Genomic DNA, 14,457 nt, shown 5'->3' on the forward strand with positions numbered 1-14,457 from the left:
TTTCAATTTTCTCCTTTTTTCCTAATAAAGATTTAACCATCAAGTTTAAACCTCCTTCGGATTAGAATTGGTTGTTTTCAAGCAAATTGTTATATCAGCCACTCGTTTATTTCTTTCCCCCTTTTTTCGCAATTCAAACTTCTCTAATGATATAATATGAAGAAAAGTTTAAAACATGATTGAAAATTGACTGTCTTTTAGATAAAATTAATATGTCGTCAAATTATGGCGTGGATTGAAAATCTAATGATATTATATGAAAACCTATCTTTCTGATGGGTTTTTCATTTTTGAAAAGTCAGTTAACTACGCTCTTTTTATACTGGAAAGCACTACTTATAAATTTACTAGGTTTGAATTTCCTTATATCCCCCCTACTAAAGTTATATCTTTCATACCTCCGTCCCAAAGACATAGTAATTTTCTCCTAATTATATAACATTAGTAATAACCTATCAATTGAAAAAATGGGAAACAGCCCCAAAACTAGAACCGATTGGACTCTATTAGAAATCCTCCCATGACCAAAAAGTGCTTTGAGCAATATGCCAAAGCACTCTTTGGTTTTCATATTTTTATGTCAGTTCTCCACCTCAACCATCACCACTGCCGCACGATGAACCAATTCTTCGACCATAGTCGTTGCATTTGAGTTCTTTGCAGTGTAAATACTATGCGAAATCCGACCTGGGTTTACTCTACCTCTTACTATGATAAAGGCAAGTCTGGTTGAAATATGCCTCATCTCTGTTGAATTAATACGCATGGGATGAGGCATTAGTTTTCAACCTACAATCAACTTAACTCCAATCAAATTCTGTTATGTTCACCTCGATGCCTAATAAAATAAATTAGCTGCGCAATCAAGGTAGCAGGTAAATTTAAAAGATTTCCTTGGAGATTAAATTGTAATTGTTGCTCTTCAAAACTCATTTTTTCATACATTTCATTATAAGTTGCATTCGACTTTTTCTCCGACTCCTTTATTGCTGCAATGTTGGAGTATTGAAATGGGATTAGAATAATATAATAAAGTACTAAAACCGAACCAATGATAATGAGAATTCCCATTATTAGATTCCTCCTTTTGTAGTACTCTTTAATATTTACTACGAAAGTGTGAGCATTAAGTTTCATATGATCCATAATACATAAGGTAATTTAAAAGGAGAGGATTTCCTAGGGAAAATCCTCTCCTTGTATTACTCTACCTCTATCAACACTGCTGCTCCTTGTCCTCCACCGCCGCATAAAGTCGCAATTCCTCGACCGCCGCCGCGGCGTTTGAGTTCTTTCGCGAGTGTCAGCAATGTGCGAAATCCGCTCGCTCCTAACGGGTGACCGATCGCAATTGCTCCTCCGTTTACGTTGACGATGTCAGATGGAAGACCCAATTTGCGCTGGCTGGCGATAACTACTCCAGCGAAGGCTTCGTTAATTTCGAATAAATCGATGTCTGATAATTTTAGTTGTGTCCGATCTAATAGTGATTGAATCGCATTGGCTGGCTGCAAGTGCAATGTTGGATCAGGACCTGCTACAAATGACCAATCAATGATTGTTGCGAGTGGTTTCTTTCCAATTTTCTCGCATGTTTCAAGGTTTGTGATTATACCAGCACTTGCCCCATCGGACATTTGGCTTGCATTTCCAGCAGTGATTGTTCCATTCGCCTCAAATGCAGGTCTTAGATTTTGCAGTTTTTCCAATGTTGTTTGTGGACGTATGCACTCGTCCTCTGTAATCAATTGATCAGCGACTTTGACGCTGACAATCTCTTCTTTAAAGATCCCTTCAGCTTGAGCCTTCGCAGCTCTCACTTGTGATTGTTCTGCGTACTCGTCTTGTTCTTGGCGTTGAATTTGTAATTCACGGTTCGCTTTTTCCGAGATGCCGCCCATCGACTGATCGGATAGTGCACACCATAGTCCATCATTAAGTGTGTCCTGCAATTCGACTGAACCAAGCTTTACCCCCGCGCGCAAGTTAGAAATATGTGGCGCATTTGTCATAGATTCAAATCCGCCAACAACAAATAAGTCCCCTTCATTTCGTTCGATCCGACGAGCAGCATCGGCAACTGTCGCTAAGCTTGCAAGGCAAACATTGTTTAATGTAATCGCAGGTGTGCTTAAATCAATTCCTGCTTGAACAGCCACTTGCCGCGTAGGATTCTGACCTTGCCCAGCTTGAATAACCTGGGCTAAGATCGCTCCATCAGCGTTGGCAACTTCGGGATAACGACGAATCAATTCAGAAACGGCGATTTCCCCGAGCTCAACGGCTGATTTCGATTGGAAAATCCCTTTAAACCGACCGATTGGTGTACGAACCCCATCTAATAACACAGCTTTTCTCAATTAAATCATCCTTCATCTAATATGTGATTATGTTAAAGCATCCTTATATGTTTCACGCGCATATAAGGTAGCAACTGTACTAAGCACCCCGAGCCCTATCAAATAAAGGGCAATCGGCCAATATTGACCCTCGAATCTTGCTAGCAACGCTGTTGCGATAATTGGCGAAAATCCTCCCGCGAGAATCGCTCCGATTTGATACCCGATCGATGCTCCACTTAACCGCGTTTTTGTAGAAAAAAGTTCAGAGTAGTACACAGCTTGCGGTCCGTAAACAGCGTCATGCAAAACATTTAGTCCAATTACGATTCCAATCGTAATAATAAATATTGAACCAGAATTCATCATCCAGAAGAATGGAAAAACGAACAATGTTGATGCGATCGTTCCAAATAAATAGACTGGTTTACGGCCAATTCGATCAGATAAGTGAGACCAAAGCGGCATCGTAGCTAATCCAACCACCGAGGAAATCATCACTGCATTCAACCCAACCGAGCGATCAAATCCATGTGTCGTGACAAGATACGTAAGGATAAATACAGAATAAATGTAAAACACGGCATTTTGTACTAGTTTCATCCCAATTGTTAAAAATAAAGGCTTTTTCTGTTCACGTAATACTGTAACAACCGGTCGCTTTTCTTGTTCCTTATTATCAACCAATTCTTGGAATACCGGTGATTCGCTCACTTTTAAACGAATATAAAGGCCAATAAGAACGAGGAAAATACTTAATAGAAATGGAATTCTCCAGCCCCAAGTAAGGAAAGCTTCATTTGTCATATTATTTGATACCAATGCAAATACTGCCGTGGATAAGAGCAGCCCCGCTGGTACTCCCATTTGTGGAAAACTACCGTAAAGGCCCCTTTTTCCCTTTGGCGCATGTTCAACAGACATAACAACAGCCGATCCCCATTCTCCGCCAATCGCAAATCCTTGGACAACACGCAGGAGACTAATTAATAGTGGTGCAAGTAGTCCAACAGATTGATAGGTTGGAAGTACCCCCATCAAAAAGGTCGCAATCCCCATGAGTAATAGTGAAATCGTCAGCACTTTTTTTCTGCCAAGCCTATCCCCGTAGTGACCAAACACCATACTTCCGAGCGGACGCGCGATAAAACCAGCCGCATACGAACCAAAAGCAGCTAATGTCCCGTATAGCGGATCGAACTGAGGAAAAAATAACGCCGGGAAAACGAGTGCAGCCGCCGTTCCATATAAATAAAAATCATACCATTCAATCGTCGTACCAATAAAACTAGCTAGAGCAACTTTTCGATGCTCTCGAGAAAATCCTTTCTCTTTCTTATCAACAACCAATTGTTGTGCCATCATTACATCCCTTTCTTATCATAAGTAAATCGAGTGCTTTACTCAATTTGAAAGCCGCTTAAAAAACGGCAACCATCTTTCATTACATTTCGTGTAGCTTACTTCTAATGGCAAGCCAATTTTGAACTCCTCTTCTGGATCAAGCAAAAGATGGGTCATCATCGTTGGACCTTCTTCCAACTCTACAACTCCTAATACGTATGGGGCGATTTCACTCCATGCTGGGTGACCTGGTCGGTGAACAATTCCCCATGTTTTTAATTTTGCCTTGCCAGAAGCTGCTTTCCATTCTAAATTATTACTCCAGCAATGCGGACAAATCGTGCGCGGATAAAAAACCCATTGCTGACAATCGCCACATTGTTGTAATAAAAATTGCTTTTTCTCAATTCCATCCCAAAATGGTTTCGTAACTGAGGTAATGGTTGGTCCTGGCACAACGAGTGTTTCAAACTTTTCACTCATGACTCCACCCCCAATACTAAAGCTGCAGCCTCGCTTAATGTGGCACCATTTCCAGTGACAAGTGCATATTCTGCATTCCGTATTTGTCTTGAAAAAGCTTCCTGTCTTAGCTGACGAACCGCTTCAATAATATGTGACATTCCTCCTGCTAAGTCTGCTTGTCCAAATCCGAGCTGTCCTCCATGGGTATTCAGCGGCCAATCGCCATCGTGCCCAAAGGTATGTTCCTTCATCCAAGCACCAAATTGTCCAGGTGCACATAATCCTGCATTCTCAATTGTCAAACCGACAACACTCGTATAACAATCGTACAAAGATAATAGATTCATATCCTCTACCTTTACATTCGCTTGCCCTAGGGCAGATGAGATCGAAGAAACTAATGGCGCAGATTCAAGTGCTGGTGCATGGCTAACGGCTCGGTGGGTAATCTTTTCACCCGCACCTAGTAAGTAAACAGGTCGCTGCGTTTCTTTTACATTCTCTTTTGCAGTAACGACAATAGCCGCCCCGCCAGCAACAGGCATAACGATTTCAAATAAATGCATCGGATCAATAATTAATGGCGATTGTAACACTTCCTCAACCGTAGCCGGTTTACCATAAAAAATCGCTTCCGGGTTTAATTGTGCATTTTTGCGTGCCCAATGAGCGATCAACGCAAAATCCTCTTGAGTCGAACCGTATTCCGCCATATGACGCTGTTTTAACAATGCATAGGAAGTATTCGCTCCAGAAGCTCCAAAAGGTACATCAAACTCACGAATTGGATTACGATTTGGAGAGCGTGGATTTCCATTTCTTTCGTTTATATTGGCTAGCACACAAACAACCGTATTACACATGCCTGCCTCGATCGCAGCCGCTGCTCGCCATACCATGCCAGCAGCGGTTGCTCCTCCAAGGTCTACGACATTTGCCATCGTTGGTTCAATTCCTAAATACTCAGCGACCGTTGCTGGGACATGTTGAGGTGTTTCACCAACCTGCGGACCGACGAGCAACCCATCGATTGCCTCCTTTTCAAGTCCTGCATCTTGAACGGCTAAACGAACTGATTCAGCGATTAACCCTAAAGTCGTCTCACCTTCTGTATATCGTCTCGGTGTTAGTTCGGCGATTCCAATGATCGCGCTTGTGGGAACACGACGTTTTCTCATTAGACAAAATTCCTTTCTAATAATGTTTCATAATCTACTAAGCTATTTGGATTGCTTAGTGACCCTTTATTTTTCACTTGTTGCCCGAGTACCGTTGAACGCGCAGCACCTTCCACTTTTTTACCATTCACTGTATAAGGAATTTCCTGAACAGTGTAAATGCGGCGCGGTACGTGGCGCGGAGAAGCCTTCTTGCGAATATTTCGACGAATGAAGCTTGTCAATTCCTCACTTAGCTTTCCATCTTGAACGACAACACAGAGAACAATTTCCTCATCCCCTTCATTCGGTATCCCGAAAACGATGGAATCCTTGATTTCTGGTATTTGCTCAAGCACCCGATAAATTTCAGCAGTACCAATTCGCACTCCGCCAGGATTTAACGTCGTATCTGCACGTCCATAAATAATGAGCGATTGTTCAACCGTTTGCTCGGCAAAATCGCCATGTGTCCAAATTCCAGGTCGTTTCTCAAAATAGGATGAATGATAGCGTTCATCCCCATTCTCGCCCCAAAATGTGAGCGGCATGCTCGGAAATGGTACCGTACAAACCAAGTCTCCCTTCTGCCTAATAACGGATGCCCCCCGCTCATCAAGCACATCAACAGCCATCCCAAGCGCTTTACACGTAATTTCTCCACGACGGACAGGATGAATTGGTGAACCCACAACAAAGCAGCCGATAATTTCTGTTCCGCCCGAGATCGAAGCAAGTAAAAGATCCTTTTTTATCGCCTCATAGACCCAATCATACTGCTCTGCTGAAAGCGGTGAACCACAAGCTAGCAAACTGCGAAGCTGAGGCAATTGATGGTTTTCGCCTACTGAATAATCCGATCTTTGTAAGGTTTCCAAATATTTTGGACTTGTTCCAAAGTGGGTCACACCAACCTTCTCAGCAATCTCCCATAGAATGCCAATCTTGTCTTTGCGAAGCGGTGCACCATCATATAGTAGAATTGCAGCCTGACTTGCTAATCCAGTAACTAACCATGGATACATCATCCAAGCCGTATTCGTATACCAATACAACACATCACCTTGTTTTAAATCACAGTGCAATTGATGTTCCTTTACATGCTTTAAAAGCGTTCCACCAGCTGAATGGACAATCGCTTTTGGCAGTCCTGTCGTTCCTGACGTATATAAAATATATAATGGATGGTCAAAGGGCACTCTCGTAAATGTCGGCACAGTTGCGCTGTTTTTACATAATTCATCCCAGCTTAACAATTGCTGTGATTCGTCTTTTACGATCTCTTTATCTTCAGTTAGTGTGACAATAGCAGAAACATCATGAAGGACCTCGCATACTTTGCTGATGTTTTCACGGATATCAAAATGTTTGCCATTATAGTCATATTCCAATGACGCAATCAATAGTTTAGGACGGACTTGACCGATGCGATCAACAATTCCTTGTGAGCCGAAATCAGGTGAGCAAGATGTCCATACAGCTCCTAATGAAGTCGTTGCAAGGAGGGCGACTAATGCTTCAATTCCGTTCGTCACAACTCCAGCAACCCGATCACCGCTGCCTACCCCTAAATTTCGCAGTCCTTCTTGCGCTTTCGCTACTTTACCCCGTAATTCGGCAAAAGTGTACGATGTGACCGTTCCATCTTCACGAGCAGCAAAAACAGCTGTTTCTTTGCCCTCTCCTCGCAATAAGTTTTCCGCAAAATTTAATTTTGCTTCGGGAAACCATTTTGCACCAAGCATGGAACCATCATTAGAAGGGACAAAAAAGCTCTCGCCTTTATCACCGATAATATCGGCAAAATCCCAAACTGCTGACCAGAACGCTTCCGTATTTGCGATTGACCACCGATGAAGGCGTTCATAAGGGAAAAGCGGAAAACGAATCTGTTCGGAAAACTTTTTTAAATTGGATTGTGAAATCCACTGTTCATTTGGCTCCCATAAAATAGTCGAATCATGCTGTGTCATTTTTATTTCCTCCTATATACGTCTTTCTTCATTTTTATAAGATTCATTGACCATCTATTACTCCATCTATCCGAAATGGCAAATAAAAAACCCTCTTCAATAAGAAGAGGGTGCCTCATCTTATCTTTCAGGTATAATACCTGCAGGAATTAGCACCTTTTCAAGCTTTCACTTGTAGGTTGCCGGACTTCATCGGGCCTGTCCCTCAGTCACTCTGGATAAGAAATTATATATTAAGTTAGGTATTTTATTACTTTAGTAAACTCATATGAATTATAGTTGATCTATTTTTTTAAGTCAACAGCTATTTTGAATTGTTTGTATTATTTTAACTTTGCCTCTCCATTCATCCCCACCCATAAATCCGTTTGTTCTAGCTGGGAAGCAAGCTGTAAGAGCAGTCTTTCTTCGCCTTTTTTCGCCATTACTTGCACGCCGATTGGCAGCCCCGCATCTGAAAGATGAACCGGAAGCGACATTGCCGGCTGCCCTGTTAAATTGGCAAGCTGTGTAAATGGCGTATACGTTAAGCTCGGTAAGAACATATCCCAAATTAACGCTTGTTTCTGATCGCTATTGTTTGTTTCAGCCATCATGCCACGCAATCGTTCCTGCTCCTCTTTAGAATGTGTCAACTCACCAATTTTCGGTGCGGTGAATGCCGTTGCTGGTGTAATATAAAGATCATATGTTTCATGGAAGGCAGCCATCTGTTCTGCGGCTGTATCCCATGAAGCAAGGCTTGCAGAATATTTCGCAGCTGATACAGACTTTCCGGCTTCATTTAGCAACCATGTTTCAATTTCAACGTCATCCGCTGTAATTGCTCGCCCGACTCCGGCTTCAATTTGCTCAATTACCGAAGAAATTTCTCCGCTATTCATTAAAAAGTAATCTTTCATCAATTGAACACCATTTACATCATTTGCCTGTTCCTCAACGATATGTCCTTCCTGCTCCAACCAACGCACAACTTTTTCAACTGCTCCCTTCGCCTCTTCAGAAACCGGCGTGTCAACAGGAGATTTGGTTGTAAAAGCAATACGCAATTGTTTTTTGAACGGACGATGAAGCACGTCTAAAGAACTTCCCGGAAGAAGCGGTGTATGGAAAGCCGCCGATTGTTGAACGACTTGCAATGCATCAATCATCGCCGCGCTATCTCGCACCGTGCGACTAAGTACGAAATCAATCGATGCGCCTTGCCATTGACGACCTACTCCAGGACCAACCGGTGTCCGTCCTCTTGTAGGTTTTAGACCAAATAAACTAGAGAACGATGCTGGAATACGGATCGAGCCTCCGCCATCGCTTGCACCTGCGAGCGGTACAATCCCACCCGTAATCGCCGCAGCCGCACCTCCACTTGATCCGCCTGGGGAATAGTCAGTATTCCATGGACTTCTTGTTGGTCCATGCAGTTCAGGTTCTGTTATATTTTTCAAGCCAAATTCCGGTGTGTTTGTATGTCCTAAAAATAAAAACCCTGCATCTTCAAGCTTCTGGACAAAATTGGAATGATGGTTTGAGATCATTGATTTGAATAATGATGCTCCCGAAGTCATCGGCTCATCTTTTAGTGATTGTGATATATTTTTCAAGAGGATCGGCACACCTGCAAATGGCCGGTCATCAATTTTTAATCGCTTCGCTTCTTCTAACACTTTTTCCTTCCGTACATGTGTAACAGCATTTAATGTCGGATTGACCTTTTCTAATTGCTGCAAGCTTAATTCAATCAGTTCAATCGGTGCAACTTCTTTTTTTTGAATGAGCTCAGCCATGTCCGTCGCATCTAATGATATGTATGTTTTTATATCCATTTCTCCACCCCATCTACATATTATTTATCTTAACTGTATCATTGAAAGCGAGGCGAACCAATTATTTGGCCTGTTCATTCAAAAGCTTCTTCTAGTTCATAAACGGGAAGAGAGATATTAAACCTTGTCCCTTGCCCCTCGATGCTTTCGGCCGTAATTTCCCCCTGGTGGTAATGAATAATTTCCTTACATATTGCGAGTCCTAAGCCATGCCCATCCTTTCTCTCGGAGGATTTTGTGTAAAACCGTTCAAATATGAATGGTAATTCATCCTTTGAAATGCCAACTCCTGTGTCCTCAAGCGTAAACATTGCCTCTTTATTAAACTCGTCATACGTATACTGTAATGTAATTCCGCCTGTTTTTGTAAATTTAATCGCATTCGAAACTAGGTTTTGAATAACTTGTTCCATCCTTCTAATATCCACTTTTACAAGTGGATAACGATTTTCTTGAGAATGTGATTCGATCAGCATCGTAAAGGTAAGATGTGCATCTATAATATCAGGCTCAAATTGGTTGCTAAGATGTTTCAGCAACTGATCGCAAGGTACATATTCCATATCAAATGATAATCCGCGTGACTCTAGCTTAGCCAATTCGAATAGATCATGGATCATCCGATTAAGTGTTAATAAACGTTGATGACTTCTCTCAAGGTACAAGAATTGATCTTCCTCTTTTTCAATCACCCCATCTAAAATAGCCTCAATATACCCTTGTGCCGAGGTGAGTGGTGATCTTAGATCATGGGATATATCAGATAAAAATTGCCGCCTGCGTTTCTCTTCTTGAGCCAAATGTTGATTCGCCTTTTCTAGGTTTTCGTATGCTGATTCCAAGAGAGCTGTACGTTCTTTTACCTTTTTTTCTAAGTTTCTATATAAAAAAGCATTTTCCAATGAAATCGCTGCTTGTGAGGAAAGAAAATTTAGCAAATCAATTCTTTCCTTCGTAAAAGCATGCGTCACCATATTATTTTCTAAATATAAGGCACCAATGAGTTTTCCTTGATGTAAAATCGGAAAACATAAGATCGATTTTGGATCATAAGCTTTCATATAATCATCATTTGTAAACACACCTGTAACCGCACCATTTGTAAGGACGACTGGATCAAGACTTCTTTCTACATAGTGAACAATATTTGCAGGGTACTCTACGACATCTTCTTCGTCAATTAATGTAATTGTTTTCTTTATATTCCCTTGCGCTACGGCTTTTAATTGTTCTTCTATTTTTAAAAACATAACGGCTTTTTGAGCTCCACTATTTTCTAAAACAATGTCCATCAAACGCGCAATCAGTTTCTCTAATACAATTTCTCCAGAAAAGGCTTGGGCTGCCTTCATCACTGTCGCATAGTCAAATGAATATTGTTCCAATTCATCTGTTTGAATTACGGCTTGGTTTCCATCCACGAATAAATCTCGGTGCTTATTTCTAAGCAACAATGCTTTTCGGCTTGCTCCCCAGTTTTCATAGGCAGAATGGGCTGCTTGTATATAAACTTTTGCAACATAAGGCAACCCTCTACCAAAATAAAAATAACCCGCACATTCGTTTGCAATCGCCGTATCTTGAATAAACCCGTTTTTCTGTGCTTGAACAATCGCTTGATCATACAATAATGCTGCTTTTGACATTCTTTTTTTCATCCGTGCCTCTTCCGCTTTGATTAGCAAATATTTGTGCAGATAGTTTTCTGGTGATTCCTTCGCCCATCTTTTCCAAAGTGAAAGATGTTTTTTTAGTCGCTTGCGAATATAGAGCCTTCTCTCGACTTTTTCGCTGCTGTACATTTTCATCATCCACAATGCTTCATAAAAGTAATATTCAGGTGCAATAATGAGAACTAAAGATGAGTCAACGAGCTGATTAAGCTTCTTTAATAAAGACTTTGCTACATCTTGTTCATCAAGAATATAAGTAAGCTGCAATCGGAGTGTGTAATGAACAATTTCGGCTGATTGATCATCTGTCATTTGCACAAGATTCCAATCGGGCACTTTTGCTGTTTCTTGCAATATATCAATCCAATACGTTAATTCATTCAAAAAGTTTTTTGATAAATCATATTGTATTTGCTTCGTGAATTGGAGCTGCTGATCAATGATTTGCAGCGTTCCTACTAATCTATGCCCCTGTAAAAAACTAGCTATACAAATAAACGAACTTGCCGCACCAGCTAAATGGAAATTTCCTGATTCGATGCAATATTTTTGTGAACGCTCTAAATATTGCTGATTAAACATTAAATGCTTTTTCCAATGATTCACAAAGCTTGCATATACAAAATAAACCCTCCCTAACAAATGGGAGTTTTGGCTATTCTCAGCATAATGAAGCGCGAGTTGACCGTATTCATAACTGTCTTTGTATTGATGGAAACCTGCACTTAAAATAAGTGAGTAATTATTATAGACGAGGGCGGATAGATCAACCGTTCCATGTTTCATCATATAGTTGAATGCCTTTAGCATTAATAATGTGGCTAAATTTTGATCTACATGGTAGGCGGGAGCGTTCATATTGATTAACGTCTGCATAATGAGACGCTCATCTCCCTCCTTCATCTTTGGCAATCTTTTCAAATCGTTTGCCTTTCGAGTTCTAAGGGCAATCTTTGTCTGTAAAAATTCCCATGCAATTGCAGCTTTTCCAGGTCGTTTATTTAAGGTCAATCCGAATAATTGCAATGCCTTTAGTCCACAATCAACAGCTTCCTCAACACGATGCAAATGGATATATAAAGCGATTTTTAAATTATATATTTTAAGTTGGTCCTGCTTAGATTGAACCCGTTCTAATGCCTCGTCAAATCTCTTCTCAGCATTTTCAAATTCATTATCCAAGTATTCGACTTCTCCAAGTCCGATCGTAATTTTAGTCGTTAATTCATTATGAGTCTCCCATCCATTCTCACCTAATAATTCTTTTGCAATGGTAAAAAACGAGAGTGATGCTTTAAATGCCGCACCTTGCTTTGCCTTTTCGCCCGCGATCGTGTTCCACTCAGCAAGTTGAAGCTTCTCATTGTTATTTAAGCGATTTCGGCAATGATTCAAATGATTCACAATCACAAATATGTATTCTTCAAAGCTATTTTTCCCCGTATAATAATCCAATAATAGTTTGCCAATCGTTAAATGGTTGTTCTCTAGCTCCTCCGTTGTCATCGTGGAATAAATCGCTTGCTGCACCCGATCATGTAAAAATCGATACAGTAAAGGTTGTTCCTCCTTCACTTGCAAATCTTCATTTGAATAGATCCATTTATAACTAGGACTAAGGGGTAATAACAGTCCTTCCTCTAACCCTTTCCAAAGTGTGTTCGTAGTTACGACACTGTTTTTTTCATAAACGGCACTGAGAACATTTAAATCAAATTGATTTCCGATGCATGATGCAAGCTTTAATAATTTTTGCGTTTCTTCTGGTAGCTTGTAAAATCGTTTTGCGATAAAACGAATAATATCCTCTTGAATATCTAATTTGGACAACTTCAGAGGGTCACTTATCCATTTTATTTGTTTCTCATCATATTTAATCAATTGCTGATCATAAAAAGATTGAAATAATTGCTTCATAAAGAACGGATTTCCCTGTGTAATTTTGTACATAAGACTAGCTAATTCCGCTCCTTCATTCACTTCACACAATAAAGAATTGGCAACCCATTCTTCGATATGCTTTTTTTGCAGTGGCTTAAGAGGAATCGATTTCATTAAACCTTCATGTTCTTGTAATTCGTTTAACATCACACGAAAAGGGTGAGTAATATCCACTTCGTTATCTCGATAAGCACCAATGACAAATAAATAACTCGTTTTTTGTTGTGAAAGGATAAATTGCACTAAATCTAATGTTGCTTGATCTGCCCATTGTAAATCATCAAAAAATAACACGAGTGGATGCTGTTCCTGGGCGAATACGTGAACGAATGTCAAAAGAGCGTATCGGTTTCGGTTTTTCGTTTCAATTGCTGGCAATACTTCGGGCTCTGGAAGCTCTCCTGTGATCCATTTTATCTCTGGGAGTATTTTTGCAATGACAGGTAAATAGGCTCCAAGTTCAGATTCCAATCGAGCTTTCCAATTTCGAATACTTTTTTCTCCTTCTGCCATTGCTTGTTTCAACAAGTCCTGAAAAGCATGAATGAGAGGGGCGTATGGAACTTGGCTTTTCAATTGATCAAACTTTCCTGAAATAAAATAGCCCTTATTGCGAACAAGTGGTTTTTGTACCTCATTGACGAGGGCTGTTTTTCCAATTCCCGAGACACCTGGTATTAATACGAACGTACAATGGCCTTTACACGTATGTTCAAAAGCCGAAAGTAGGCTCTCAATCGCCTCTTCTCGCCCATATAGTTTTTCACCGATTTCAAAGCTTTGTGGGGTATCTTTTTGTGCTAATAAAAACTGCGAGGTTGTCTCCTCTGCTTTCCACAACTTCTCGAATTCAATTAAATCATAGGTTAATCCCGACGCACTTTGGTAACGTGATTCCGGCATTTTAGCTAATAACTTCATAACAATCTCTGATAGCATTTGAGGGAGAAAAGGGTTTACTTCAATGGGTGGAACCGGATTTTTGGCAATATGCGCATGAACAAGTTCGATTGGATCTTCTCTTTCAAATGGGACGTTTCCCGTTAACATCTCGTAAAACACGACGCCCAATGAATAAAGATCAGAACGATAATCGAGATATCGATATAAACGCCCTGTTTGCTCAGGTGCAATATACATCAATTGTCTTCCTAACGTATAGGGATTAACGTGGGAACGATGATTTTCACGTCTAAGCTTCGCAGCGTGATAAAAACCTGTTAGTTTTACACGAGTCGCTTGTTTATTCACTAAAATATTATCCGGTTGAATGTTTTTATGAATCACATGATGGTTATGGAGCTTATTGATCATTGCCGTTAATTCTTTTGCAATATTGATAAACATGTCGATATCGATTTTTTTATTGTTCATAAAGGTACTTAAGGAAATACCATCAAAAGGCTCCATAATAAGAAAGGGCCGATTCCAATGTTTTTCCAGAGCGATAGGGACTAACATCCCATTCATGTGAAGTTCCTTCATCAAATGAAATTCATGGGTTGCTGCCGCTAAGTCATGAGAATTGGTATGCTCTTTGACATGCCCTTTAATCAATACGGTTTTTCCAGATGATTGATCGAATGCGCTATAAAAGTTCCACGACCGATTTGTGTCCAACTCTTGAATCATTTCGTATCCGGGCAAATTCATTTTTAAATCAACTTGCACATTCATAAGCAGCCTCCCTTACGAAAAAACTTTAACGAATCTTTAGATAATTTTGAACGCAGTTTATACAA

Annotated in this window: 9 protein-coding genes and 1 riboswitch; all 9 genes read right to left on the bottom strand. The window is 40.4% G+C overall.

Annotated elements, in window-relative coordinates; all coding sequences use genetic code 11:
* Window positions 1–580: 580 nt before the first annotated feature.
* Entirely contained in the window at window positions 581–778 is a 198-nt protein-coding gene (locus tag KHA95_RS15085; protein ID WP_213138346.1) for a hypothetical protein, read from the bottom strand.
* A gap of 32 nt (window positions 779–810) precedes the next feature.
* Window positions 811–1,071, bottom strand: coding sequence for a DUF3949 domain-containing protein (locus KHA95_RS15090; RefSeq protein ID WP_213138347.1), 261 nt, complete (start codon window positions 1,069–1,071; stop codon window positions 811–813).
* Window positions 1,072–1,202: 131 nt separating this feature from the next.
* The gene (locus KHA95_RS15095) at window positions 1,203–2,360 is read right to left on the bottom strand and encodes an acetyl-CoA C-acyltransferase (protein WP_213138348.1); all 1,158 of its coding nucleotides are present in this window, start codon (window positions 2,358–2,360) and stop codon (window positions 1,203–1,205) included.
* 27 nt (window positions 2,361–2,387) lie between these two features.
* A complete protein-coding gene (locus KHA95_RS15100) occupies window positions 2,388–3,701 on the bottom strand; it encodes an MFS transporter (protein ID WP_249316950.1) in 1,314 nt (437 codons plus the stop codon).
* A gap of 42 nt (window positions 3,702–3,743) precedes the next feature.
* Entirely contained in the window at window positions 3,744–4,166 is a 423-nt protein-coding gene (locus tag KHA95_RS15105) for a Zn-ribbon domain-containing OB-fold protein (protein WP_213138350.1), read from the bottom strand.
* Window positions 4,163–5,326, bottom strand: a complete 1,164-nt coding sequence (locus tag KHA95_RS15110; protein WP_213138351.1) for a thiolase family protein — start codon at window positions 5,324–5,326, stop codon at window positions 4,163–4,165. The genes KHA95_RS15105 and KHA95_RS15110 overlap by 4 nt, the downstream gene beginning before the upstream one ends.
* Window positions 5,326–7,278: an acetoacetate--CoA ligase gene (locus KHA95_RS15115; protein WP_213138352.1), complete on the bottom strand. Its 1,953-nt coding sequence runs from the start codon at window positions 7,276–7,278 to the stop codon at window positions 5,326–5,328. Before KHA95_RS15115 ends, KHA95_RS15110 begins: the two co-directional genes overlap by 1 nt.
* A gap of 117 nt (window positions 7,279–7,395) precedes the next feature.
* A riboswitch (SAM riboswitch) is annotated at window positions 7,396–7,503 on the bottom strand.
* 98 nt (window positions 7,504–7,601) lie between these two features.
* Window positions 7,602–9,101: an amidase gene (locus KHA95_RS15120; RefSeq protein WP_213138353.1), complete on the bottom strand. Its 1,500-nt coding sequence runs from the start codon at window positions 9,099–9,101 to the stop codon at window positions 7,602–7,604.
* Between the two features lie 74 nt (window positions 9,102–9,175).
* Window positions 9,176–14,392 carry an ATP-binding sensor histidine kinase gene (locus tag KHA95_RS15125; RefSeq protein ID WP_213138354.1) on the bottom strand — a complete coding sequence of 1,739 codons (5,217 nt, stop codon included), beginning with the start codon at window positions 14,390–14,392 and terminating at the stop codon, window positions 9,176–9,178.
* Window positions 14,393–14,457 lie beyond the last annotated feature (65 nt).

Source organism: Bacillus sp. FJAT-50079 (assembly GCF_018343515.1).
Taxonomy (GTDB): domain Bacteria; phylum Bacillota; class Bacilli; order Bacillales; family Bacillaceae_C; genus Lederbergia.

What these genes read in the sequence shown, in the direction of transcription:
- KHA95_RS15120 (WP_213138353.1), bottom strand. Translation starts at nt 9,101, where the DNA reads ATGGATATAAAAACATACATATCATTAGATGCGACGGACATGGCTGAG.
- KHA95_RS15115 (WP_213138352.1), bottom strand. Translation starts at nt 7,278, where the DNA reads ATGACACAGCATGATTCGACTATTTTATGGGAGCCAAATGAACAGTGG.
- KHA95_RS15085 (WP_213138346.1), bottom strand. Translation starts at nt 778, where the DNA reads ATGCCTCATCCCATGCGTATTAATTCAACAGAGATGAGGCATATTTCA.
- KHA95_RS15100 (WP_249316950.1), bottom strand. Translation starts at nt 3,701, where the DNA reads ATGGCACAACAATTGGTTGTTGATAAGAAAGAGAAAGGATTTTCTCGA.
- KHA95_RS15125 (WP_213138354.1), bottom strand. Translation starts at nt 14,392, where the DNA reads ATGAATGTGCAAGTTGATTTAAAAATGAATTTGCCCGGATACGAAATG.
- KHA95_RS15105 (WP_213138350.1), bottom strand. Translation starts at nt 4,166, where the DNA reads ATGAGTGAAAAGTTTGAAACACTCGTTGTGCCAGGACCAACCATTACC.
- KHA95_RS15090 (WP_213138347.1), bottom strand. Translation starts at nt 1,071, where the DNA reads ATGGGAATTCTCATTATCATTGGTTCGGTTTTAGTACTTTATTATATT.
- KHA95_RS15110 (WP_213138351.1), bottom strand. Translation starts at nt 5,326, where the DNA reads ATGAGAAAACGTCGTGTTCCCACAAGCGCGATCATTGGAATCGCCGAA.